The organism is Sphingobacterium daejeonense, assembly GCF_901472535.1.
Classification (GTDB): domain Bacteria; phylum Bacteroidota; class Bacteroidia; order Sphingobacteriales; family Sphingobacteriaceae; genus Sphingobacterium; species Sphingobacterium daejeonense.
Genome location: NZ_LR590470.1, coordinates 156,809 through 179,800 on the forward strand (window position 1 = coordinate 156,809; position 22,992 = coordinate 179,800).

General features: G+C 38.5%; 23 protein-coding genes, 1 tRNA gene and 3 pseudogenes. 10 read left to right on the forward strand and 17 right to left on the reverse strand.

Annotated elements, in window-relative coordinates:
• The first annotated feature begins 52 nt into the window (after nucleotides 1-52).
• From FGL31_RS00745 to FGL31_RS00755, 3 genes are all read left to right on the forward strand, one after another.
• Nucleotides 53-2,050, forward strand: coding sequence for a tetratricopeptide repeat-containing sensor histidine kinase (locus FGL31_RS00745; RefSeq protein WP_138089415.1), 1,998 nt, complete (start codon nucleotides 53-55; stop codon nucleotides 2,048-2,050).
• Nucleotides 2,051-2,148: 98 nt separating this feature from the next.
• Nucleotides 2,149-2,622, forward strand: coding sequence for a DUF4293 domain-containing protein (locus FGL31_RS00750; protein WP_099369355.1), 474 nt, complete (start codon nucleotides 2,149-2,151; stop codon nucleotides 2,620-2,622).
• A gap of 10 nt (nucleotides 2,623-2,632) precedes the next feature.
• A complete protein-coding gene (locus tag FGL31_RS00755; RefSeq protein WP_138089416.1) occupies nucleotides 2,633-3,106 on the forward strand; it encodes a hypothetical protein in 474 nt (157 codons plus the stop codon).
• 9 nt (nucleotides 3,107-3,115) lie between these two features.
• Here the strand turns inward: FGL31_RS00755 and FGL31_RS00760 are convergent, their stop codons facing one another.
• Nucleotides 3,116-3,742 (reverse strand): DUF8845 family protein, encoded by a 627-nt coding sequence (locus tag FGL31_RS00760; protein ID WP_099369357.1) that lies wholly within the window; start codon nucleotides 3,740-3,742, stop codon nucleotides 3,116-3,118.
• Entirely contained in the window at nucleotides 3,742-4,248 is a 507-nt protein-coding gene (locus FGL31_RS00765; RefSeq protein WP_099369358.1) for an RNA polymerase sigma factor, read from the reverse strand. Before FGL31_RS00765 ends, FGL31_RS00760 begins: the two co-directional genes overlap by 1 nt.
• Nucleotides 4,249-4,317: 69 nt before the next feature.
• On the opposite strand from FGL31_RS00765, the gene radA reads away from it, so the two are divergent.
• Nucleotides 4,318-5,706 carry a DNA repair protein RadA gene (gene radA, locus FGL31_RS00770; protein WP_099369359.1) on the forward strand — a complete coding sequence of 463 codons (1,389 nt, stop codon included), beginning with the start codon at nucleotides 4,318-4,320 and terminating at the stop codon, nucleotides 5,704-5,706.
• A gap of 67 nt (nucleotides 5,707-5,773) precedes the next feature.
• On the opposite strand, the gene FGL31_RS00775 is transcribed toward radA, so the two are convergent.
• The 4 genes from FGL31_RS00775 to FGL31_RS00790 form a co-directional block, all read right to left on the reverse strand.
• Nucleotides 5,774-6,901, reverse strand: coding sequence for a TlpA disulfide reductase family protein (locus tag FGL31_RS00775; protein ID WP_138089417.1), 1,128 nt, complete (start codon nucleotides 6,899-6,901; stop codon nucleotides 5,774-5,776).
• A gap of 41 nt (nucleotides 6,902-6,942) precedes the next feature.
• Entirely contained in the window at nucleotides 6,943-7,773 is an 831-nt protein-coding gene (locus FGL31_RS00780; RefSeq protein ID WP_138089418.1) for a TPM domain-containing protein, read from the reverse strand.
• 6 nt (nucleotides 7,774-7,779) lie between these two features.
• The gene (locus FGL31_RS00785) at nucleotides 7,780-8,214 is read right to left on the reverse strand and encodes a TPM domain-containing protein (protein ID WP_099369362.1); all 435 of its coding nucleotides are present in this window, start codon (nucleotides 8,212-8,214) and stop codon (nucleotides 7,780-7,782) included.
• Nucleotides 8,215-8,298: 84 nt separating this feature from the next.
• On the reverse strand, nucleotides 8,299-8,877 hold the full coding sequence (locus tag FGL31_RS00790) for a LemA family protein (RefSeq protein WP_099369363.1): 579 nt from the start codon (nucleotides 8,875-8,877) through the stop codon (nucleotides 8,299-8,301).
• A 151-nt stretch (nucleotides 8,878-9,028) separates the two neighbouring features.
• Between FGL31_RS00790 and FGL31_RS00795 the strand changes: the two are divergent.
• The 3 genes and pseudogenes from FGL31_RS00795 (at nucleotide 9,029) to FGL31_RS00805 (ending at nucleotide 11,197) form a co-directional block, all read left to right on the forward strand.
• Nucleotides 9,029-10,577 (forward strand): annotated as a pseudogene (locus tag FGL31_RS00795) (NAD(P)/FAD-dependent oxidoreductase).
• A gap of 78 nt (nucleotides 10,578-10,655) precedes the next feature.
• Nucleotides 10,656-10,728 (forward strand) — tRNA-Gly (locus FGL31_RS00800).
• Nucleotides 10,729-10,774: 46 nt separating this feature from the next.
• A complete protein-coding gene (locus FGL31_RS00805) occupies nucleotides 10,775-11,197 on the forward strand; it encodes a PH domain-containing protein (protein ID WP_138089419.1) in 423 nt (140 codons plus the stop codon).
• 14 nt (nucleotides 11,198-11,211) lie between these two features.
• Here the strand turns inward: FGL31_RS00805 and FGL31_RS29520 are convergent.
• The 5 genes and pseudogenes from FGL31_RS29520 to sufB form a co-directional block, all read right to left on the reverse strand.
• Nucleotides 11,212-12,446, reverse strand: a pseudogene (locus tag FGL31_RS29520) (MFS transporter).
• Nucleotides 12,447-12,679: 233 nt separating this feature from the next.
• On the reverse strand, nucleotides 12,680-13,162 hold the full coding sequence (locus FGL31_RS27275) for a SufD family Fe-S cluster assembly protein (protein ID WP_262709009.1): 483 nt from the start codon (nucleotides 13,160-13,162) through the stop codon (nucleotides 12,680-12,682).
• Between the two features lie 92 nt (nucleotides 13,163-13,254).
• A complete protein-coding gene (locus tag FGL31_RS27280) occupies nucleotides 13,255-13,989 on the reverse strand; it encodes a SufD family Fe-S cluster assembly protein (protein WP_262709010.1) in 735 nt (244 codons plus the stop codon).
• 48 nt (nucleotides 13,990-14,037) lie between these two features.
• The gene (gene sufC / locus FGL31_RS00820; protein WP_138089420.1) at nucleotides 14,038-14,796 is read right to left on the reverse strand and encodes a Fe-S cluster assembly ATPase SufC; all 759 of its coding nucleotides are present in this window, start codon (nucleotides 14,794-14,796) and stop codon (nucleotides 14,038-14,040) included.
• Nucleotides 14,797-14,810: 14 nt separating this feature from the next.
• The gene (sufB, locus tag FGL31_RS00825; protein WP_099369368.1) at nucleotides 14,811-16,262 is read right to left on the reverse strand and encodes a Fe-S cluster assembly protein SufB; all 1,452 of its coding nucleotides are present in this window, start codon (nucleotides 16,260-16,262) and stop codon (nucleotides 14,811-14,813) included.
• A 327-nt stretch (nucleotides 16,263-16,589) separates the two neighbouring features.
• Here sufB and FGL31_RS00830 point away from each other — a divergent pair, with 327 nt between their 5' ends.
• Complete coding sequence (locus FGL31_RS00830) at nucleotides 16,590-17,060, forward strand: Lrp/AsnC family transcriptional regulator (RefSeq protein WP_093101265.1); 471 nt, start codon at nucleotides 16,590-16,592, stop codon at nucleotides 17,058-17,060.
• A gap of 10 nt (nucleotides 17,061-17,070) precedes the next feature.
• Complete coding sequence (locus tag FGL31_RS00835; RefSeq protein ID WP_232046140.1) at nucleotides 17,071-18,054, forward strand: DUF6695 family protein; 984 nt, start codon at nucleotides 17,071-17,073, stop codon at nucleotides 18,052-18,054.
• Nucleotides 18,055-18,171: 117 nt separating this feature from the next.
• Here the strand turns inward: FGL31_RS00835 and FGL31_RS29525 are convergent, their stop codons facing one another.
• Together FGL31_RS29525 and FGL31_RS00840 are read right to left on the reverse strand one after the other, a co-directional pair.
• On the reverse strand, nucleotides 18,172-18,342 hold the full coding sequence (locus FGL31_RS29525; RefSeq protein WP_394366111.1) for a uracil-DNA glycosylase family protein: 171 nt from the start codon (nucleotides 18,340-18,342) through the stop codon (nucleotides 18,172-18,174).
• Complete coding sequence (locus FGL31_RS00840) at nucleotides 18,291-18,818, reverse strand: uracil-DNA glycosylase (RefSeq protein ID WP_317130931.1); 528 nt, start codon at nucleotides 18,816-18,818, stop codon at nucleotides 18,291-18,293. The genes FGL31_RS29525 and FGL31_RS00840 overlap by 52 nt, the downstream gene beginning before the upstream one ends.
• A gap of 95 nt (nucleotides 18,819-18,913) precedes the next feature.
• Between FGL31_RS00840 and FGL31_RS00845 the strand changes: the two are divergent.
• Nucleotides 18,914-19,452 (forward strand): annotated as a pseudogene (locus FGL31_RS00845) (tetratricopeptide repeat protein).
• A gap of 561 nt (nucleotides 19,453-20,013) precedes the next feature.
• On the opposite strand, the gene FGL31_RS00850 reads toward FGL31_RS00845, so the two are convergent.
• Genes FGL31_RS00850 through FGL31_RS24115 form a run of 4 tightly spaced genes read right to left on the reverse strand, consistent with a single transcriptional unit; the run spans nucleotide 20,014 to nucleotide 22,910 of the window.
• Nucleotides 20,014-21,180, reverse strand: a complete 1,167-nt coding sequence (locus FGL31_RS00850; RefSeq protein WP_138089421.1) for a dipeptidase — start codon at nucleotides 21,178-21,180, stop codon at nucleotides 20,014-20,016.
• Nucleotides 21,180-21,422: a serine hydrolase gene (locus tag FGL31_RS24105; RefSeq protein WP_232046141.1), complete on the reverse strand. Its 243-nt coding sequence runs from the start codon at nucleotides 21,420-21,422 to the stop codon at nucleotides 21,180-21,182. The genes FGL31_RS00850 and FGL31_RS24105 overlap by 1 nt, the downstream gene beginning before the upstream one ends.
• Nucleotides 21,412-22,323, reverse strand: coding sequence for a serine hydrolase domain-containing protein (locus FGL31_RS24110; protein ID WP_232046142.1), 912 nt, complete (start codon nucleotides 22,321-22,323; stop codon nucleotides 21,412-21,414). The genes FGL31_RS24105 and FGL31_RS24110 overlap by 11 nt, the downstream gene beginning before the upstream one ends.
• Nucleotides 22,320-22,910: a hypothetical protein gene (locus FGL31_RS24115; protein WP_232046143.1), complete on the reverse strand. Its 591-nt coding sequence runs from the start codon at nucleotides 22,908-22,910 to the stop codon at nucleotides 22,320-22,322. Before FGL31_RS24115 ends, FGL31_RS24110 begins: the two co-directional genes overlap by 4 nt.
• Nucleotides 22,911-22,992: the final 82 nt, after the last annotated feature.

A 22,992-nucleotide genomic window follows, 5' to 3' on the forward strand; every position in this document is an offset into this window, starting at 1 on the left:
AGTGATTATCACTGCCTATTTCTATTTAATAAAACTTATAGATAACTAAATTATGAATGCTAGGCGTAATTTGTTTTTTATCTTCCTACTCCTTGGCATTGCCTTAACAAGTACTGCTACACAGCAGGTTGCATACCCCTATAAAAAAGAAATCGATAGCCTTAAAAAGGTCCTCAACACCAAGCAAAAAGTGGTAGACCGAGCAAGGGTCTTATTTGATCTTTCCTATTATTATTCCTTTTCTGATTCTACCAATGCCCATTATTACCTGGATCAAGGACTGGCCTTGAACGGAAAAGCGCCCATTATTTCAGGGATGGGTAAATTCTATGAAGGCATGTTCTATATGGACTATGACCTCCCAAGAGCAATTGAATTGATGGAGTCGGCAGAAAGTGAACTTGCTGCAATAAATTCTCCGGAAGCCAAAAAATTGAGAGCAAGGACGCTTAACAATATCGCAACAGCTTATCAATGGCAGGATAAACATGTCAAAATGCTAGATGTGCTGATCAATAGAGCATTACCCGTCGCTTTTGATGCAAATGACAATGTTATCACTGGAAATATCCATTATAAGATAGGAATGAACTTTTGGAATAATCTACAATATGTAGAAGCAAACCGTTATTTAAATGATGCGGTCTCTTATCTCAAAAAAGGAAATTATGATCACCTAACCCTTAATGAGATCTATAAATTGCTGATTATTTCACTTCATGCATCAAATGAAACTGAAAAAGCTGATTCGTTAATTGCAGACTTTGAAAGGTTTTCAAAAAAACATAAAGGCGAGTTGCCCTTGGGTGACTACTATTACATCCACGGAACTCATTACAGATTTAAAAAACAATATGACAAGGCATTGGAGCTTATGGACAAGGCTATTGAAGCCACCATCAGAGACAAAGATTCTGATCCAAGGTCATGGGGTGGATTGCATTATCAAAGGACATTGATCAATATTGCTAAGAAAGATTATAAAGCAGCATTGGTCGATCTCAAGAATAATGTAGAAGCCAATATTAAATCTCATACAGCATTTTTTCAAGACAGCTTGAATCTCGCCTTGGCATATGTAAAAATTTATGAAGGATTAGGGGATTATCCGAAAGTCGTGGAATGGATAAAGAAAAAAGATGTCCTGCAAGAAGCAATGTATAATCGCAAAATCAGAGAATCAATTGTTGGCTATGAAGTGAAGTATCAAACTTTACAGAAAGAAAATGAAATCCTTTCTTTAAAAGCAGAACGAGAAAAAACTGAAAGTGATATTAGAAACACGAGAATTATTATTGCATTAGTCGCAATAATGTTGGTCCTTATAGGTTATTTCTTAGTCAAGAACCATCAAAAAAACAAACGTCTATTGCAACAACAGGAAATCAACAATCAACAAAAACTTTTGGATGAGAAACAAAAACAAAAGCTGATGTCCTTGGATGCTATGCTGCAGGGAGAGGAAAAGGAAAGAAATAGGCTCTCCAGAGATCTTCATGATGGTTTGGGAAGTATCTTGGCTTCTATTAAATACAAGGTCTTGGATCTTCAGTTGATTAATCCCCATGACAAGGTAAATTCAGTTTTGATGGATATGGACTACGCAATAACCGAAATGCGCAGGATTTCCCATAACTTAATGCCTGAAGCATTGCGGCGATTTGGATTAGAAGTGTCCTTAAATGATTTGTGCAAAAGCCTCCAAAATATTAACACAAAAATAGAACTGCAAGTTTATGGGTCACTAGAAAACCTAACACTAGATCAACAGACTCATATTTATAGAATTATTCAGGAATTGATCTATAATTCACTGAAACATTCAGGGGCAAAACATATTTTGGTGCAATGTAGTATGGAAGACAACGTGATTTTCATTACCGTGGAAGATGACGGAGTTGGGTTTGCTCCACATATTTTAAACGAAACTTCAAAAGTTGGAGCTGGATTGAAGAACGTGAAAATAAGGGTAAATTACCTACATGGTAAATTAGACATCAGATCTGAGATAGGAAAGGGTACAAGCGTGGATATTGAATTGTCCGTCTAGATTACATCAATTATCTCCATCCATTTTACCAATCCTGGAGAAACCAAATCCTATTTAAGTTGTTTGTATTATATTTGCGGTATAAATAATCTATAAATATGATACAACGTATTCAAACCGTTTGGTTGTTAATCTCAAGCTTGGTTCTTTGTGGACTTTTCATTTTCCCATTTGTAGGATACATTGATTTAGTTGGTCTTGGCAAAAACATTTATGTTACTGGCGTTTATTCTTCAGCTAACAATGTGACGACCAAAGAGTCTGGGTTCCTTTTAATGACTATTGCAACGGTGATATTGGCTTTGATCCCAATATTTATCATATTTCAATATAAAAACAGAAAATTGCAGTTAAACTTAATATTGGTTCAAGTTATACTTATCTGTCTTTTTGCTGTTTGGATGTTTGTTTCAGCAAACAATATCTTGGGATTAATCAATCAAAGTATTGGCGCAAGCAATATCGGAATCGGCTTCTTTCTGTTACCTGTATCGATCTTATGTTTGTCCTTTGCAATTCGTGGCATAAGAAATGATAATAAGTTGATTAAATCGGCCGACAGGCTTCGTTAAAATTATTCTTATGAAACACTTATTTATGATGCTTGGGCTCATCTGTGCTCTGGCATTTCCAAAGCTAACCCTTGCGCAACAGGACAGCTCATTGAATATCGTAGATGATATACAGTTTGACCTGAAATCAATCACAGCATCAGGAGATACCTTGGTGGTGGATGTGTTTGCAATATCTTACGATAAGAATCCTCGTGAATTTAGATTGAATGTATTTGCCTCAGCAATCATAGACTCTGAAGATCAATCTCATATGTTAACATCTGTTCAAATGGATAGAGTAGTAGTTCAATTGTCCGACAGACAGAATTATTTGAATTATCTTCTACATCAAGATAAACCAGTTGCAATCAAACTGAAACTTTCACCATTGACTGAAGAAATAAAAAATGCAAAACTTGTCAAAATTGTCTTCAATGCTTTAGACGACGAAGGACAATTTCTAGAAGCATTTATAGATCTAAACAAAGAAGAGGAGCTTTAAGCTTCTCTTCTATTTTTGATATTCTTCTTCTAACTTGATCAAATCTTCATAATTCTTGTCCAATTTCTTGATTAATCGAATATAGATTGCTTTATAATAAAGCTTGACAAGCTTGATGATTAACCAACCAAAACCTGTCATAAAAATAGTTAATAAGGTGAAGAACAATATATTATGGCTTATGGATCTGTTCATAATATCTTCTTCCCAGATCAGGCTTAAACTCGAAATACTAATCGCGAAAATGATGAGGTAAATGTTGAACTTGATATAATATCCAACGGTTTTCCTAGTATTCAAAATATCAGAAAGTAAATCTTTAGTATTGTTTGTGTTTTTAATCTTCCTATAAGATCTAAAGAAAGCATAAATAAAATAAATGATAACGATATACGACAATACATCTATAATATTACTAAATATATCCAAAGCATTATCTTGTTGTTCATCCACCTTGAAATATAAAAAAACATTTAAGGTTATACCTACAATCAATTCGATCACACTGATAATGAAAATCCATTTTACCAATGATGAAGAGCTTTTATAGAGCATAGTTTGGATCTGTTCCTTATTAATTTTAGGAAACTCCTGGTCTTTTTGCCAATGCTGTTTCAGAAAGTCTAATTCATCCATTATACCACTCCTTTTTTTGTAAGCATTTGTTTTAATTTGCTTTTAATTCGATTCATTTTTACTCGAGCATTTACCTCGCTGATCCCCAATGTCTCTGAAATCTCCGTGTAATCCTTGTCCTCCAGATACATATATACCAATGCCTTGTCGATGTCATTGAGCTGTCTAACAGCATCATATAAGTATTTAAGCTGGTCCTCAGTTTCTGAATTGTACTCTTCGTAACGAATATTGGTTAATGAATAATCCCAATCCACTGTTTCAATTTTAGTTTTCCTGCCACGGTATAGCGAGATCGCGGTGTTCAAAGAAACTCGATACGCCCATGTTGAAAACTTAGAATCACCCTTGAATTTTGGGTATGATTTCCATAGTTGAATCACCATCTCCTGGAACAGATCCTGATGTGAAGCCAAGTCTGCGGTATATAGCTTGCAGATCTTATGAAGGATGTTCTGATTATCCTCCAAAAGACTCACAAATTCTTGCTCTAGGGTTTGATTCATTTATTGGTATTTGTCGACAATAGTAAGTTATTGTTACAACATCTAGAGACATTTTTTTAAATTCGCTCAATGGCAAAATCAAAATCAGCATATTTCTGTCAATCCTGTGGATATGAATCTCCTAAATGGCTAGGTCAATGTCCTTCATGTAAACAGTGGAATACTTTCGTAGAGGAAGTTGTGGAAAAGGCATCCAGCAGAGTGCCTGAATGGAGAAGCACAACCTCAACCCCAGGTGTACAGAAAAGAGCAAACAAAGCTGCAGTAATACATGAAATCGTATATTCTGAAGAACAAAGAATCCATGCTCCAGACAAAGAATTCAATCGCGTACTGGGAGGAGGAATTGTACCTGGATCGTTGGTCCTGATCGGAGGGGAACCCGGAATCGGTAAATCAACTCTAATGTTACAACTTGCATTATCAATTCCGAAAGTCAAAACACTTTATATCTCAGGCGAGGAAAGCGAACAGCAAATAAAAATGAGGGCCGAACGGTTGTCACAAAACTCAAATGCTAATTGCTATATATTGACGGAAACGTCAATGCAGAATATCTTTAAACAGATTGACCAAGTGGAACCCAATGTCGTTGTCATTGATTCTATCCAAACGCTGCACTCGGCACAGATTGAATCAGCACCCGGCTCGGTTTCCCAGGTCAGAGAATGTACCGCTGAATTGTTGCGCTTCGCAAAAGAAACAAATACACCGGTATTTATAGTCGGCCATATCACCAAGGACGGATCTATCGCCGGACCAAAAGTATTGGAACATATGGTGGATACGGTTTTGCAGTTTGAAGGAGATCGGAACCATGTATACCGTATTTTACGAGCAGTAAAAAACAGATTTGGATCATCCTCGGAATTAGGAATTTATGAAATGCAGGGTTCTGGATTAAGAGAAGTTTCCAATCCTTCAGAAATTATGCTTTCCCAAAGAGAAGAGCAGGTCAGTGGAATTGCTGTAGCGGCCATGTTAGAGGGTATGAGGCCCTTAATGATTGAAGTGCAGGCACTGGTCTCAAATTCAGCGTATGGAACGCCACAGCGAAGCTCTACAGGTTTTGATACAAAGAGATTGAACATGTTGCTGGCAGTCCTGGAAAAAAGATTCGGATTCAGATTGAGTGCACAGGATGTATTCTTGAATATTGCAGGTGGATTGAGAGTCGAAGACCCAGCAATTGACCTCGCCGTTATTGCTGCAATCATCTCTTCGCAACAAGATATAGCTTTGGAATCTAATATTACATTTGCCGGTGAAGTAGGCCTCTCCGGGGAAATAAGAGCTGTAAATAGAATTGAACAAAGAATTCAAGAAGCAGAAAAATTAGGGTTCGAACAGATTTTTATTTCGAAATACAACACCAAAGGATTAGATATTAAAAGATATCAGATATTGGTCAGACCAGTGGCAACATTAGAGGATATATTCAGAATATTATTTGGCTAAACGGCTACTTAATTCATAAAAAAAGCGAGCCTAGATTCTTCTAGGCTCGCTTTTTTTTATCGGTAATCTATTTGATTACTTCCGCTAATTTTGCTTCTAATGCGGGTCCACGAAGGTTAGTCGCGATGATTTTTCCTTCTGGATCTAATAGGAAGTTTTGTGGAATTCCTTCGATACCATAAAGATCAACAACTTCAGATTGCCAGAATTTTAAATCCGACACTTGTGGCCAACCAGTAAGGTTGTCATCTTTAATCGCTTGCAACCAATCTGCTTTGCCTGACTCGCGGTCCAATGAAACCCCAAATACAGTGAAATTTTTATCCTTGAATTTGTTGAAAGCAGCTACTACTGTAGGGTTTTCATGTCTACAAGGTCCACACCAACTTGCCCAAAAATCAATCAGCACATATTTTCCACGTAAAGAGGATAGCTTAACAACATTTCCCGAAGTATCAGGCAACGCAATTTCAGGTGCAACTGAACCGATTGCAACTTTTTTAAGTTTATCGATCTTGGCTGCCAAAGCTTTTCCCTTAGTCGTGTTTTTCAATGCTCCAGATAATTTATCATAGGTTGGAACAACTACGTCATTTACATTCTCAGCGCTTACCATTTCTTCCAACAAGCCCAAAGTAACATAGCTATTTGGGTTTGCTTTCACATATTCCTCATTGATTTTCTTTTGTTGGTCAAATAGTCCTTGCGCTTTTGCTTGCAGTCCACCTACAAATGCTTCATCTTGTTGTTGTTCCGGGCTTGCTGCTTGAAACTCCTTGTTTAAAGCGGCAAATTGATCCGTAACACCCTTGATAGAGGTTTTATATTTTGCAAAATCTTTGTTGATTTCATTTCCTGTGACTTCCGACGCAGCTAATGTCTCACCATTCACATTGATAACTCCCTTTGCTAAATAAAGCATAGTCATATCAGGGTTGCTAAGTTCGCGAAGTGATTTTCCATCGGCAGATAATATCAATTGTGCTTGTGTTGGTTCGGCAACAATACCATTGTAGGTAAATTGTCCTTTTTCAACGTTAGCAGAATCAATATGGCGCTGCCCGCCGTCTACATACATCAAATACACTTTCGCTGGCGCATCCACATTTTTCAAAGTTCCCTTTATGGAGAAATCCTCTTGCGCAAATAGCAATGATGGGACCGCTGCCAATACAGCTAACATTGTTTTTTTCATATCGCTTTTTTTATAATAGTTTCATACATATATCGTTCCAATTACCATCTTCCGCTAGCACCACCGCCACCGAAACCTCCGCCGCCAAATCCGCCAAAGCCGCCACCGCCGCCTCCACCGAATCCGCCGCCAAAGCCACCACCACCGTTATCTCCACCACGGCCACCGCCCAATGAGTTCAATAAGGTCCACCAGAATAAATCTGAAGAACCTCGACCGCCCATAACACGACCACCGCCGTTCTTACCGCCACCTCCGGATTTCGAAATCAGTGATATAACAATGATAATAACGATAATAATGAATATAATAGGAACTCCTCCACCGCCTTCGGTAGAATAGCTATCCTTAGGATCTGCCTTATATTCCCCTTTTGTGTAAGAAATAATGGCACTTGTGCCATCGTCAATCCCTTTGAAATAATCTCCCTGTCGAAAGGCTGGTTTTACTTCATTCTCTATTATCCTATAAGCAATGGCATCAGGAACGGCACCTTCAAGACCATATCCAGTACGGATAGTAACAGCACGATCCCCCAACGCTACTAAAAATAAAATACCGTTCTCATATTTTTTATTCCCAACACCCCACTTCTGGGCTAATCGGTCGCCATAGTCCGCAATATCATAATCTCCAGTGCTATTCATGACCACTACTGCAATCTGAATCGTGGTAGAGGCTTCAAATGCCAACAGCTTATTCTCCAATTGTTGCTTCTGTCCAGAAGATAACGTGTTCGTATAGTCTGTTACCAAGGACGTCGCAACAGGTGGAAAATCCTGCGCATAGGTTTGAAAATGAAACAATAATCCTACAAAGAAACTGAGGAATATTTTAGTTGAAAATTTCACAGTTAGTGATGCTTTCTGCATAAAAATTTAAGATTTACCGAAATAAATATCATTCGGAAGTTCATTCACATCGTCCGCTCTCCTAGGGAAATAGGTGGCTAATTGATCACCTGCTTTTTGGATGCCTTCAATTAGGCCCTCAGCAAAATCTCCCTTTTTAAAATAACCAAGCATTAACTCCTTGGTTGATTCCCAAAAATCCTCTGGAACCTTATTGTTGATTCCCGTGTCGCCGATGATGGCAAACTGATGGTCATCTGTGGCAAGATAAATAAGAACACCATTTCTTTGTGTGGTCTCATGCATCTTCAGCTTTTCGAAATAGTATTTTGCTTGATCAATAGCGTCCATATTATGTACCCTACGCTCAACCACCAACCGGATTTCGCCTGAAGTGCGGTTCTCAGCAAGGCTTATCGCATGAACTACTTGCTCTTGTTCTTCTTGATTGAATATCTCCATGGGTATCTAAATAGAAAAGATGAATGCAGAAGTGAAAGCCCCCAACATTCATCTTTACGTTATATTAACAACAATAAAAATGCATTAAAACTGAACTGTCGGTGCTTTATCAGAACCTTCAGCAGCTTTGAACGTACCTTTAGCCTTAAATCCAAAGATTCCAGCCATAATATTGTTAGGGAAGCTACGGACAGTAGTGTTGTAGTCCTGAACAGCCTCATTGTAAGCTCTGCGCTCAACCGAAATGCGGTTCTCAGTACCCTCTAACTGTGCTTGTAACTCCTGAAAGTTTGAATTAGCTTTCAAATCCGGGTAGTCTTCTACACTAACCAATAAACGACCGATAGCTTGTGATAGACCATCTTGCGACTGTTGGAAGTTTGCAATTGCCTCTTCACTCAAGTTGTTTGGATCTACTTGTACAGAAGTCGCTTTTGCACGAGCCTCAGTTACTGCTGTCAAAGTCCCTTGTTCATGCTGTGCAGCTCCTTTAACAGTGTTCACTAAGTTAGGGATCAAGTCCGCCCTACGTTGGTAAGCATTTTCAACCTGCGCCCATTTTCCTTTTACATTTTCATCCTTCGATACCATGGTATTGTACCCACAAGAACTGAATGAAAGGGCAGTCAATAAACCTACAAATACGATTAATAATCTTTTCATGTGTAATGTTTTAACAAGTAATATTTAAAAGTAAGAATTTGTTTTCACAAAAAAGCAATATCAAATGACATACCAATACACGCAAAAAACGAAATTCTGTCAGTTTTTGGTATCTTTGCATTGCTTTTTGGGATAAAACCCCAACATCATTATGCAAAAAGAAATCGAAATCGCCTTAAGTCCCGACTTTGTACAGGACGAAAAACGTATCCTTGCTGAAGGATCTAAAAAACTTAGAGTACATCCCAATAGAATCAACGGGTTCCACATCAGGAAACGATCAATTGACGCTCGTGGAAAGCAGGTCTTGTTTAGAATGAGAGTGGTCTTTTTTATCGATGAGCCTGTTCAAGCTCCCCATTACCATACGAAACTTAAAAATGTAAAGGATGCAAAACCTGTTATCATAATAGGGGCCGGCCCTGCAGGCTTGTTTGCAGCTTACAGATGCCTAGAAGTAGGTTTAAAACCTATCGTGATCGAAAGGGGGAAAAAAGTACAGGATAGAAGAAGAGACCTGGCAAAAATCAATCGAGAAGGATTTGTCAATCCTGAATCTAATTATTGCTTTGGTGAAGGGGGAGCTGGAACATATTCGGATGGTAAACTATATACCCGTTCAAATAAACGGGGTGATGTGCAGCAGGTACTTTCCATATTCGTCGAACATGGTGCTACTGAAGATATATTGGTCGACGCGAGACCGCATATCGGAACTAATAAATTACCACATATCATCGAAAGTATCCGTGAAAGAATAATTGAAATGGGGGGTGAAGTCCATTTTGATTGTAAGGTGATCGATATTATCGAACAATTTGGTAAAGTGCAAGGTGTAAGGACTGAAAACGCAGGTATTATTAATGCTGATCATGTAATAGTCGCTACAGGACATTCTGCTAGAGATATATTTGAACTGTTCCGCTCCAAGAACTGGCTTTTGGAAGCAAAACCCTTTGCCTTGGGAGTGCGTATTGAACACCCTCAATCCGTCATTGACTCAGCACAATACCATTGCAGCATCCGTCCGGAAAACTTGCCACCAGCTTATTATAGCCTGGTAGAAACAGGTGGATGGAAGAGGAGTTTTTTCATTCTGTATGTGTCCCGGTGGAATTATTGCACCTTGCGCAACAGATCAAAACGAAATTGTAGTAAACGGATGGTCTCCATCTAAAAGAAATAATCCTCATGCCAATTCTGGAACGGTGATCCAGATAAATCTTGAAGATGTCGTAGGTGCTGACCAAGATCCTTTCGCATTGTTGGAATTTCAAAGACAGATAGAACAGAAGGCATTTGAACTTGGCGGAGGTAACTTAGTTGCTCCAGCACAAAGAATGGAAGATTTTGTCAATAACAGAGTGTCGATAGACTTACCCGAGAATTCTTATAAGCCTGGAACCCGTTCTGTAGACTTGAGAGAAGTTTTGCCAAAATTCGTGTATTCGGCACTGCAAGGTGCTTTGCCTGTATTTGGAAAGAAGATGAAAGGATATTATAGCAATGAAGCTATCTTAGTCGGGGTAGAATCGAGGACATCATCCCCTGTTCGGATTCCAAGAGATAAGGAGACTCTGCAACACCCGCAAGTGACTGGTTTATATCCATGTGCAGAAGGAGCAGGTTATGCTGGAGGGATAGTTTCGGCAGCAATAGACGGTATGAATTGTGTAGATGCGATCAAAGCAACTCTATAAGATTGTAAATATTTGCAAAAATATCACCCTTGATATTGACAGGAAGCAAGTATTATTGTATTTTTGTACCACTTTCAAGCGAAAGTAGCTCAGTTGGTAGAGCACAACCTTGCCAAGGTTGGGGTCGCGAGTTCGAATCTCGTCTTTCGCTCAAAAAAAAAGCTTCCAAATATTGGAAGCTTTTTTTATTTTAGAATATGCCAAATTATAAGTCTAGATGGGACAACTATAATTTCTTTTTTGCTTACGGAATACTTATCCCAGTATTTTTGGTCATGCTCATTTTTAGCGATGCAACAGCCAAAGAATGGCTTATGGTAATGTTCTCATTGCTTGGTGGAATAACAGTTCTTTTGTTAATCATTTACTTCACAACATCTTATAAAATTGATGGCCAATATTTAAGGTATAGTAGCTTTATTTTTTTCGGTAAAATAAAGATTAAAAATATCAATAAACTAGAGGTGGGTAAAACCATGTATGTAGGAATGAAACCTGCATTTGCAAGGCATGGAATTATTGTTAGATATAATAAATACGATGAGATTTATATCTCACCACCTGATAACAATGAATTTGTAGAAGAATTACTGAAGATTAACCTGAAATCGAGGTTGTAAGAGCTTAATTCTCCTCATCCATTAGAACTTGTTCTTTCAAGCCCCAACTTCATTAAACTCGGCGTCATAAATGAAACTACACCTAAAACAATACACAACAGTCCTGCGATAATAAATGCATTAGCTACTCCGATATGATCCGCAATATTTCCAGCAAACAATAAACCGATCAAACTTGGAATAATTGCAAAACTAAAATATAATGAGAATACTCTACCCAACATATCTGCTGCAATTTCTTCTTGTATAATAGTCATGAAGACGGCATTGAATATCGACATGGAAGCCCCACCAAAACCCGTCAAAACAACAAAAAGAATAAATGATGATGGTGGTAGAATTCCTGATAAAACGAAGGTCAATCCAAGAACAATGTGCATAACATTGATCAGGAGAATTTTTCGGAAAGACACCTTGAATGCACTTAATGCCGATCCTCCAACTAGCATTCCAACACCCCAGACTACTTCGATAATGCTCATTTCTAACTTGTCCTCCACCAAAGTGACCTATGGTCATTAAAGGAAACATAATGGCGACTGGTAATACACCCATCATTGCTAGGATAGAGTAAAGGAACATCCTATTCAACCCTTTGTTTTGATGAATTGCCAGAAATCCTAATTTCAAATCTCGCCATACCTGCCTTATAGTTGCCAAGCTCTCAGGTTTAATATAAGGAATACTGATAAACATCAAACTAACAATAGCAAAGGCAGCGCCTATTATATCTAGATATAATACCTGGTGTATCGGAAGGGCAGCAATAGCCAAAGCACCTAATGCAGGACCTGCAATAGCACTTACTGAATGTAAGATCTGATTGACCCCTGATACCCGAAGCAATTGGTCTTGTGGAACAATCAATGGAGCTACTGCCTGAAGAGCAGGTTGGTGGAATGCTGAACCTATTGAACGACAAGCCATCAATAGATACATCCAATTTAATTGTACTTGACCATCACGCAAGGCGAAGGTCATTAACAATGTACAAGTCGCGATAAAGGCATCCGCATAAAATCATAACCTTCTTCTTGTCCCATCCGATCGATATATACTCCAGCAAATGGACCAATAATAGCTTAAGGCAGTAATGCAGCAATAGCTGCAACCGCCAGAACCTCAGCAGACTTGAATTCTAAACTTAACCAAATAATAACCGCAAAGTTTACGGCTGAGCTACTTATCAAAGAGACAAATTGCCCTATCCATATATAAATATAGTCTTAAACCAATGGTTCTTTTCCATGAAATAAATATTGAATGATTAAAAATACAGACAGCCAAATATTCGACTGAACATCTTTGAGTTTTGAATGCTTAAAGCTAACTCAATAGAGCAAGGGGCTCTTGATTAATGCTGTATATTGGTAAGTGCTCATAAAGCAAATATAATCCAATTACTTGAAATCCAAATGCATTAAATAAAAAAAAGCGTTTTAACTTTCGCCAAAACGCTTTTATACTAAAACTACACTACTATTATTTTCTTTCTAATCCTTTCGCTACCAATTCCTCCACATAGTTTCTAACATTTTCGTCAGAGAACCTCGAAGTCACATCGAAAGCAAAAGCGTGCACCAATAAAATGCGTGCACTTTCTTCACCGATACCACGAGCACGAAGATAGAACAATGCATCGTTGTCAAATTGACCCATGGTACATCCATGTGAACATTTAACGTCGTCAGCAAAAATCTCTAACTGCGGCTTAGTATAGATGGTTGATTTATCACCAATCAACATATTGTTGTTTTGTTGAAATGCATTTGTTTTTTGAGCATCCTCGCGAACGAAAATCTTACCGTTAAATACTGCAGTAGATTCGTCTTGCGGAATGTTCTTGTACCATTCATAAGATTCACAATGTGGTTTCATGTGATCTACGACCGTATGGTTGTCCACAAATTGTTTGTCTGCCAATAAATTTGATGCCATAAAGATGGGACTCAACTTCTTCAGCATCCAAGCGTACATTTAAATCATTGCGAACAAATGCAACACCTGGGAAATTACAATTGTAGTTGTTGTATAAACTGTGCTTCGTTTGATAAACTTCAGTATGGTTTGATATAGTGACTATTATTGGATGCTAATTGCAAGTAATAATGTTGCAATTTCGCATTCTCTTCAACCACAATCTCAGTAACCTTGTTGTTCAAGTTGAAAGCGGCACCATCCAAGGTGATAAAAGATTCGATGATCTCTGCTTCTGCATTTTGCTCAAGGATATACAAATTACGCGTTTGGGCAAAGAAATCTTGATTTCCAGTTGCCACATGCACGATCTGAATAGGCTTGCTAACTACTTTATTCCTGTTTACTTGCAAGAAAATCCCTGAAGTATGGAATGCCGTGTTCAGTGCAACCGTTGTGCTTTCAGTTTTGTCAGCATGTTTTGCAAAATGCTGTTGGAACTTCGGTTCATGTTGTGCCTCTTCAATAGGTTTAACAATCAAACCTATCTCATCCTCAAGAGATGAAAAAGCAAATACATATTGACCATTGATCAACACGATGCGGTGAGCATCTAATCCTGGGATATCTGCTGCACTAAGATCTAAATCTGAAACATCAACATCCTCATTTAATAAGTAGTTTCTGTTTACCAATCCATGGATATTCGTATATTTCCAATCCTCATTCTTCACTGTTGGAAAACCAAGATCATGAAAGCGTGTGAAAGCCTCCTCGCGAAGAGCCTTAACCGCAGACGTATCATTGCTTGTTTCCAATTCCTGAAATGTTGATGTCAACTGTTGGAATAAGGAGTTTGCTACTAGTGTACTCATGTTATTTGTTGTCAATCCGCTCATTACCTCGTTTCTTAATACAACTGATTAGGCGTTTTGCGTATCTAATTCTTTTAACCAGTCGTAACCTTTTTCTTCTAATTCTAATGCCAATTCTTTTGTGCCCGATTTTACAATGCGACCATTGTGCAATACGTGTACAAAATCTGGGACGATATAATCCAACAAACGTTGGTAGTGTGTAATGACGATAAATGCATTGTCTTTGGAACGCAATTGGTTTACACCATTAGCTACAATCCTTAATGCATCGATGTCCAAACCTGAATCTGTTTCATCCAAAATCGATAATTTTGGATTTAACATCGCCAATTGGAAAATCTCATTACGTTTTTTCTCGCCTCCTGAGAATCCTTCGTTCAAAGAACGGTTAGCCAAGTTTGCTGAAAACTCAACCAATTGTTGCTTTTCCTTAACCATCTTCAAGAAGTCTTTTGCTTCCATCGGTTGCAATCCCTTATATTCACGGATATCGTTGACCGCAGTCTTCAAGAAGTTGATGTTAGAGACCCCAGGGATTTCAACAGGATATTGAAATGCTAAGAACAATCCCTCACGAGCACGATCCTCTGGTGATAATTCCAATAGATCAACACCATCTAGAAAAGCTTCCCCTTCAGTAACTTCGTAAGAGTCACGTCCGGCCAAAACATTTCCTAAAGTGCTCTTTCCAGCACCGTTAGGGCCCATGATCGCATGAACTTCTCCGGCTTTAACTTCTAAATTCAGTCCCTTTAATATTTGTTTGTCGTCAATCGACGCATGCAAATTCTTAATGCTTAACATATTCTATCTTATTTCTATCCTACCGACCCTTCTAAGGAGATCGCTAATAATTTCTGTGCCTCAACGGCAAATTCCATTGGTAATTGATTCAATACTTCTTTAGCATAACCATTCACGATGAGACCAACAGCTTTCTCCGAATCAATACCACGTTGATTTAAATAGAAAACTTGATCCTCGCCGATTTTTGATGTGGTCGCTTCGTGCTCTAGAGTAGCAGTTTTGTTCTTGCTCTCGATATATGGGAATGTGTGGGCTCCACAGCGGTCTCCAATCAATAAACTGTCACATTGTGTGAAGTTTCTTGAATTGTCCGCGTTAGGACCAATTCTCACCAATCCTCTGTAACTATTGTGACTGTGTCCAGCAGAGATACCTTTAGAAATAATCTTCGAACGAGTATTCTTTCCTAAGTGAATCATTTTTGTTCCTGTATCTGCTAATTGCTTGTTCCTAGTCATTGCAACTGAATAGAACTCACCTACGGAATGGTCACCCTTAAGGATAACGCCTGGATACTTCCATGTAATAGCAGAACCTGTTTCAACCTGAGTCCATGAAATTTTAGAATGGTCCCCTTTACAGATACCACGTTTCGTCACAAAGTTGTAGATACCGCCTTTTCCGTCTTTGTCACCAGGATACCAGTTCTGAACAGTCGAATACTTAATCTCTGCATTGCGCATAGCAATTAATTCAACAACCGCAGCATGCAATTGGTTCTCATCACGCATTGGAGCTGTACAGCCCTCTAAGTATGAAACATATGAATCGTCATCCGCAATGATCAAGGTGCGCTCAAACTGACCCGTATTCTGAGCATTGATACGAAAATAGGTCGATAGTTCCATCGGGCAACGAACACCCTTTGGAATATAAACAAATGAACCATCTGAAAATACCGCAGAATTCAATGCCGCATAGATGTTATCTGTTTGGGGAACAACAGTTCCTAAATATTGTTTAACTAATTCTGGATGCTCTTGAACAGCCTCGCCAAACGAACAGAAAATTACTCCTTGTTCTTTCAGCTTTTCCCTAAAGGTAGTTTTAACCGATACGGAATCAAATACTGCATCAACAGCTACTACACCCGCAAGAATCTTTTGCTCATCCAATGGAATGCCTAACTTTTCAAAAGTTGACAATAACTCCGGATCAACCTCGTCTAAACTCTCCAATTGCTTCTTTGGCTTCGGAGCTGCATAGTAAGATAAATCTTGAAAATCAACTTCTGGGTTCTTGAAGTTCTGCCATGTAGGCATGCTCATCTTCAAGAAATGTTGATAGGCCTTCAAACGCCACTCCAATAACCATTCCGGCTCGTTTTTCTTCTGAGAAATCAATCGGATAGTATCTTCGTTAAGCCCTTTTGGCGCAATTTCCATCTCGATGTCGGTCGTAAAACCGTACTTATATTCTTCGAGCTCTAACTCTTTTAATAAATCGTCGTCTTTGGTGCTCATATCTCTTTCACTTTAAAAATGGGTAAGCGCCCACTAGTTTTGAATTGCAAAGTTACGACTAAAAAAGCATAAAATAGCCTGTTTTGTGTTCTTCTTACACCCCATATCATAAAAAAAATGATAAAAGTCATTTCTCTCGCATTTCAAGCTATTTAGAATCGTTATATTATGACAATAGAATGATTGATATAAATAAAATCAATTAATAATGTTTCTTAAAATCAATTGTAACTATATAATACCCCGCCAACAAATTGGAAATACATTTTGCATTAAACCAAATAAAATTTTGTATATTTATCGTTCTTTAATTTTATTTAAATGCCTATGTCTTACCAACCAGATAAAACGGACTTAAAAATCTTGAAGTTGCTTCAGGAAAACGGACGTATCACGAATTTGCAATTGGCGACCAATATTGGACTATCGCCCGCTCCCACTTTGGAACGCGTCCGCAAGCTCGAAAATTCTGGTTTCATCAAAAGTTATCACGCTTTTGTAGATGAAGAAAAATTAGGACTGGGAATTAAATCTTTTATACAAATCTCACTAGACTTTCATACGCATAACGCAATCCCAGAATTTGTCGAAGCTGTACGTGCAATACCGGAAGTTACGGAATGTCATCACGTAACGGGAAACTGCGACTTTATGTTGAAAGTATATGTCAAAGATATTAAGGCATATGAAGCCGTAATCATGGAAAAAATCTCAAAAATACCTTTTGTCAAAACTTTCCAGACGATGATGATTATGTCAACAAGTAAAAAGGAACCAATTGTACCGCTAGAGTATTAATCTTTTTAGAATGTCATATCAAGATTCTGCAATCATATTGACATGGCCAGATGCCACCATACGTGGAGATGAAAAATGGATGATGTTTTTCAAAAAAATCGGTATTGTCAAAAACCTGAACTTTAAGGTAGGTCACACCGGAGTCGTTTTGGTAAATCACCGAAACGGAGAAATGTTCTTTTATGACTTTGGAAGATATATTACTCCCAGAGGATACGGCAGAGCAAGGTCAAAAGACTCCGACCCCATGCTCGAAATTAAAGTCAAAGCAAAAATCGAAAATTCCGAAATCCAAAATATCGAAGGAATCGTCAAGCACTTTGAAACATTGAAGTCTGCAATGTATGGTGAAGGTAGATTGTTCTTCAGCATAGCAAAAAACATAAACTTTGATATCGCAAAAGAATATGGCGACCAATGTGTACAAGAAGGAACATTCCCTTATGGTGCAGTAGCAAAAAACAACAATAATTGCTCCCGATTTATTACAAGAATGTTGATGAAATCCTCGCCGAAGTATCACTATTGGCATGGAATTAACCTTCCGGAAACAATTAAAGCAAGCCCCATCAGCAATATTGTTAACGTATGCAATAGCAGAATGGTCAGTAGCTATACCCCACAAGAAGGATTGAAAACCTTCAAAATGAACCGATGGAAATCATTCTTTTTCCTGGTTAAACAATTGGGTGATAACGTATTCAGGAATAAAGCTAGTCTGCTGCCTAATGATATTATAATCGGTGCAGTAAACTTTAGGTCTAAACCAATATCTGTCCCTAAGCATGCTAAATACTTAGGCGGTGTAGGTGATGGAGCTTGGTATTACCTTAACGAAAGACCTGACAACCACATTGAATCAGTCGTTATTCAACACAGGGAAAATCTCGAGTATGTAGTGTTGGGTGAAGCTGTTCAGCCAATAGATTTTCATGCAGATTGGGAAATAACATACGATAGCCATATGATGTTTACTCATATCATCCCAAAATGACCAGAAGATAAAGATCAATCACATCGAAATCTTATCAACTGAAGATTACAAGTATAAAAACTTAATCGAGCGGTACGCTTAGATTACACTATACCCTGCCAGTCAATCGGCAGTTTATTATGAATATCTCAAATATTCGTTTGCTTTCGAGAAATGAGCACAGCCGAAAAACCCACGATACACGGATAGGGGTGAAGGATGGACTGCCGTTAAAATAAGATGCTTTTTGCTGTCTATCAGAGCCGATTTCTTGATTGCATAACTTCCCCAAAGTAAGAAAAACAACATTTTCTGCTTGGTCTGAAAATGGATTTTATAATCTCATCGGTAAAAAATTCCCAACCTTTCTTTTGGTGAGAACCAGCTTCATGTGCCCTAACAGTAAGCGTGGCGTTCAGCAATAAGACACCTTGTTCTGCCCATTTGCTAAGATTACCATGATTAGGGTATTTGAACCCCGGGATATCCGTAACCAATTCAGTATAAATATTTCTCAAGCTTGGTGGAATTGCAATCCCAGCAGGAACAGAAAACGATAGACCATGCGCCTGACCATCATTATGATAAGGATCCTGACCCAAAATTACAACCTTCAGGTTGTTCAACGGAGTCAGCCGAAAAGCATTGAAAACCAAGTCTGCCGACGGAAAAACCTGATGTAAACTCCGCTCGTTCCTCACAAATTCTGAGAGCTCCTGTAGTTTTGAAGTCTGAAATAATGGTTTTATAATAGAATCCCAAGATGAATCGAAACGTTCTGACATAGCTTTTGATAAAATTTTACATTATTTTGCTGTAACAAGTTGTATACTACAGCAATTTAACGGATATTTGCAAACTTACAGTATTAAGCATAATTATGTCAAATATAGTTCGCATTATAATTTGTAGTTTATTGGTAATCGGAACAGTTGCTTTGTTCTGGATTGGACAATGGGGCTGGGGGATTTTAGCAATCCTGATTACGATTTTGGCTTGGGTGACCGTTTTCTTCAACGAGAAAATGTTGATCGCACAATGGTTCCTCCGTAAAGAACGTATGGATAAAGCCGAAGTATGGTTGAACAAAATCAAAAACTACGAAAAGAATTAATCAATGCACAGCACGGTTATTACCATATGCTGTTAGGATTGATCGAATCCCAAAGAGCACCGTTACAATCAGAAAAATATTTCAAAAAAGCCCTAACCATGGGTCTACATATGGACCATAATGTCGCTTTGGCGAAATTATCCCTTGCAGGAATCGCAATGGCAAAACGTAATAAACGCGAAGCTGAAAAACTCCTGGCAGAAGCTAAAAAAGCTGATAAAAACAAACTCCTTGAAGAGCAAATCAAAATGATGAAAGCTCAAATGGGAATGATGGATAAACAACAATTTAGGTATTCTAGATAGACAATAGACAATAGACACTAGACATAAGACATTAGAAATTGCATAGTTTCGAGAAAGGTCAGGAGGAAATCCTGACCTTTTTTATTTTTACAGCAAGCCGAGGCGGGTGTGGACACCAACCACGGCAGAACAAGACCATACACCCCAAAAACCCTATCGGGCAATGTCATTAAGTAAAAAAAAATAAGGCAATTGACATATTTTCAGTGGCAGGTGGGGACACCTGCCACGGCGAGAACAAGGCAATACTTCTCAAAAACCCCATCGGGGTTAAGTGCCATAGGCATGAAATATATCTTAAATGCCGTAGGCATGTAATATCTATAGCATGAATATCGCCTCATTAACCAACGCCGTAGGTGTGGCATGTTTGTTTAAATTCGCCGAGCCAACCCCAGTGGGTTGTAACTATTATAGTTTTTTTGGGCCGCCGCGACTTTTTTAAATAGCCGTATCCGCAATTGATGGTTGGTGGGGACACCAACCATGGCAGGAAAAATGATCGCTTTCCACTATCTCAAATCTCAAATCTCACATCTCATATCCGGCATCGCCTACTGTCTATTCCCCCTCATTCTCCCTTAAAAGCCTCAAGAAATTCTGCCCCATTATTTTGGCTACATCTTCTTCACTATATCCTCTTTCCAGCAACGCTTTGGTCAATACCGGAAACTTAGAAACATCTTCCAACCCTTGAGGTGGAGACTCGATACCATCGAAATCAGAACCAATAGCAACATGGTCTATCCCAACTTTTTTAACTAAATAATCAATATGTTCCAAAACTTTCTCAAAAGGGGCATTTGCCAAGTGTTTCTGCTTTGCGGAAAGAGCGGAATACATTTTTCCAATAGAATATTTCCTGTTGACGCTGTCTTTTTTATGAGATTTAAAATATAGGTCTCGAACCCGCTTTACGTATTTGGAATCCAAAAATTCTGAATAAAAATTGACGCCTATAACCCCTCCATTCTTCTTCAAGGCTTCCAACTGAGCATCCTTGAGGTTGCGATAGTGTGGAGTCAAAGCCGCAGCATTGCTATGGGATACCAAAACTGGTTTCGTCGTTATGCTCAACACATCATAGAAAGTTTGCTCGCCAGCATGTGAAAGGTCTACCATCATGCCCAATTCATTCATCTTACGGATAATATTTTTCCCTTGCTCTGTCAGCCCTTTCCCTTTGCTTCCTTTTGTCTTAACCTCCTCAGCAGCCGCAGTGACCCACGGAAGGTTATAGTTCCAAGTCAAGGTCAGGTATCTAGCCCCACGATTATACAAGGCTTCTAAGTTGGCTTCACTGCCCTCGATCATATTTCCACCTTCAATACCAATTAAAGCAGCTATCTTACCAACTTCAATAATCCTTTGAATATCCGAGGAATTCTTGGCCAGCTCAATTTTCTCGGGATTCTTGAAAATGACCTTTTCCAATGCGTCAATCTGATCGTTGGCATGTTTAAATGCATTCTTTTTCCACTTCTTATCATCCGACCAAACAGCAAATACTTGAACATCCACTCCTCCTTCTTTCAATCTAGGTAGATCTGTATGATCGCTTTTTAACCGCTTGCTGATGTCTTTCCCAGGAAGAATGCTCGTTATAATAACATCATTATGACCATCTACAACGATCAAATCCTCATGGATCTTTTTATAATCGGTTTGAGCCATGCTTTTTAAAGCAATTCCTCCTAATAGGAATGAAAATATGAGTAGCTTTTTCATTATTTAGCGTTAAAGATAGTCTCATAAATAACGTCTTGAATCCTGCTCCTGACATTCAAGTCGTAGATTTTGGTGGATACTTGCGGATGGACTCTGTTGGAAAGGAATATATAGATAAATTGATTGCTAGGATCTACCCATATACATGTTCCTGTATACCCAGTATGTCCATATACAGATGAATTCGCTAGTTTCGAAGGGTAATCAGCACCTTTTTTGGGATCAAATCTGTCAAATCCCAAGCCACGGCGACTTGTTTTTAGATTGTTTTGATGTAAATAAATCGATTGTCTCAGGTCTGAAATATCGAACACCACCATATTCACCTCTATTCAACAATAACTGACCATAAATAGCCAAATCATTGGCCGAGGCAAATAGTCCAGCATGTCCTGCAACTCCACCAGCCATAGCAGCACCTTCATCATGGACATAACCCTGCAATAATACTTTTCTAAAGGCGGTGTCTTGTTGAGTAGGAACTATTTGATTTTTATTGAAACGGTCCCTAGGTAAGTAGCCCGCAGTTTTCATCCCAATAGGCTGATACAGAATTTCCTGAACATAATCTTGCATAGGAGTAGATGTCTCATGTTCTGAAACCTCCTTCATAACATACATACTGATGTCTGAATATACATAGTTGCCGATAGGCTTCACTGTTGAATTCAACATCTCTGGCCACATTACATCCCTATAATAATTGTTTTTCAGATAGGCATTGTCAGCAACCTTTACCTGATGGGTTGCTGAGGCTGTTGTTTGGAGATCTCCAGGTTTTAAATTCTTATAAAAAGGAATAAATGGAGTAAATCCCGCCTCATGCAACAAAACTGTCCTTAAAGTGATATTGGCTTTGTTGCTGTTTTTTGCTTGCCATAGATAATGACCCATCGTACTGTCTAGATGGATGATATTATTTTCCTGCAGATGCATGACAACAGGCGTCGTCCCAGCTATCTTGCTGATTGAAGCAAGATCGTAGATGTCATAAATGCTATTGGCTTGTTTTTTATCATAGGTGTGGCTACCGTATGCCTTTTCAAAAATTACCTGTCCGTCCTTAATGGCCATGACCATCATACCTGGAGCAGCAAGTTGTTCTATAGCATCTTTGGCAATTGCGTCAATTTGATTGGTCATTTTCCCAATATCAAGCCCTGATTGTTTCCCTTTCGTATATTGCAATCGTGTCTGTGTAGTCTTGTTAGAACCAGAAGTAATGCTAAACCACCGAAAATAGACATAGCAGCATTGGCTTGTGCCTCCTCGTTTAAATCTGGAGAGGTCAAAATACTCGCAAATCTCCCTAAATTTGCAGCTGATAAGCCAATATTAACGTAATTTATATCATTGCCGAATTTACAGAGAATCACATCTTTTCGGTTGACAGCAGATTGTAATACCATCGCTAAATGATCAGGTCTGAGTTCCTCAACAGTACCGGCAACAATAATGGTATTATAATACTTGGTATGTTCGTCGTATTGCTCAAATCCAAAATTCTTGACCTCAGCATAACGTTGTAACTGCTGGATAAAAGGAGCATATTTTACACTGTCGGAGGTAATTACAGCGATTCTACGAGCATCTAATCTAGTGAATGGAATAATATTGCGGTTGTTGTTTAATAGTACAGTTTCATTTTGAATGACTTGTTTGTACTGTGCCTGCGCATAAGATAAGCCAATAGCTAGAAAAATACCTAGTAGATTGAGAAAACGAATCATAATTGTTTAAGGGTTTCTTAATGTAAATGTACAAATAAAACGCACAAACACGCATGGCAAGCGTGTAATAATTCTGTATATT

Coding starts and splice junctions, on each gene's coding strand:
- FGL31_RS00745 (WP_138089415.1), top strand. CDS start 53: ATGAATGCTAGGCGTAATTTGTTTTTTATCTTCCTACTCCTTGGCATT.
- FGL31_RS00750 (WP_099369355.1), top strand. CDS start 2,149: ATGATACAACGTATTCAAACCGTTTGGTTGTTAATCTCAAGCTTGGTT.
- FGL31_RS00755 (WP_138089416.1), top strand. CDS start 2,633: ATGAAACACTTATTTATGATGCTTGGGCTCATCTGTGCTCTGGCATTT.
- FGL31_RS00760 (WP_099369357.1), bottom strand. CDS start 3,742: ATGGATGAATTAGACTTTCTGAAACAGCATTGGCAAAAAGACCAGGAG.
- FGL31_RS00765 (WP_099369358.1), bottom strand. CDS start 4,248: ATGAATCAAACCCTAGAGCAAGAATTTGTGAGTCTTTTGGAGGATAAT.
- radA (WP_099369359.1), top strand. CDS start 4,318: ATGGCAAAATCAAAATCAGCATATTTCTGTCAATCCTGTGGATATGAA.
- FGL31_RS00775 (WP_138089417.1), bottom strand. CDS start 6,901: ATGAAAAAAACAATGTTAGCTGTATTGGCAGCGGTCCCATCATTGCTA.
- FGL31_RS00780 (WP_138089418.1), bottom strand. CDS start 7,773: ATGCAGAAAGCATCACTAACTGTGAAATTTTCAACTAAAATATTCCTC.
- FGL31_RS00785 (WP_099369362.1), bottom strand. CDS start 8,214: ATGGAGATATTCAATCAAGAAGAACAAGAGCAAGTAGTTCATGCGATA.
- FGL31_RS00790 (WP_099369363.1), bottom strand. CDS start 8,877: ATGAAAAGATTATTAATCGTATTTGTAGGTTTATTGACTGCCCTTTCA.
- FGL31_RS00805 (WP_138089419.1), top strand. CDS start 10,775: ATGCCAAATTATAAGTCTAGATGGGACAACTATAATTTCTTTTTTGCT.
- FGL31_RS27275 (WP_262709009.1), bottom strand. CDS start 13,162: ATGCTGAAGAAGTTGAGTCCCATCTTTATGGCATCAAATTTATTGGCA.
- FGL31_RS27280 (WP_262709010.1), bottom strand. CDS start 13,989: ATGAGTACACTAGTAGCAAACTCCTTATTCCAACAGTTGACATCAACA.
- sufC (WP_138089420.1), bottom strand. CDS start 14,796: ATGTTAAGCATTAAGAATTTGCATGCGTCGATTGACGACAAACAAATA.
- sufB (WP_099369368.1), bottom strand. CDS start 16,262: ATGAGCACCAAAGACGACGATTTATTAAAAGAGTTAGAGCTCGAAGAA.
- FGL31_RS00830 (WP_093101265.1), top strand. CDS start 16,590: ATGTCTTACCAACCAGATAAAACGGACTTAAAAATCTTGAAGTTGCTT.
- FGL31_RS00835 (WP_232046140.1), top strand. CDS start 17,071: ATGTCATATCAAGATTCTGCAATCATATTGACATGGCCAGATGCCACC.
- FGL31_RS29525 (WP_394366111.1), bottom strand. CDS start 18,342: ATGTTGTTTTTCTTACTTTGGGGAAGTTATGCAATCAAGAAATCGGCT.
- FGL31_RS00840 (WP_317130931.1), bottom strand. CDS start 18,818: ATGTCAGAACGTTTCGATTCATCTTGGGATTCTATTATAAAACCATTA.
- FGL31_RS00850 (WP_138089421.1), bottom strand. CDS start 21,180: ATGAAAAAGCTACTCATATTTTCATTCCTATTAGGAGGAATTGCTTTA.
- FGL31_RS24110 (WP_232046142.1), bottom strand. CDS start 22,323: ATGACCAATCAAATTGACGCAATTGCCAAAGATGCTATAGAACAACTT.
- FGL31_RS24115 (WP_232046143.1), bottom strand. CDS start 22,910: ATGATTCGTTTTCTCAATCTACTAGGTATTTTTCTAGCTATTGGCTTA.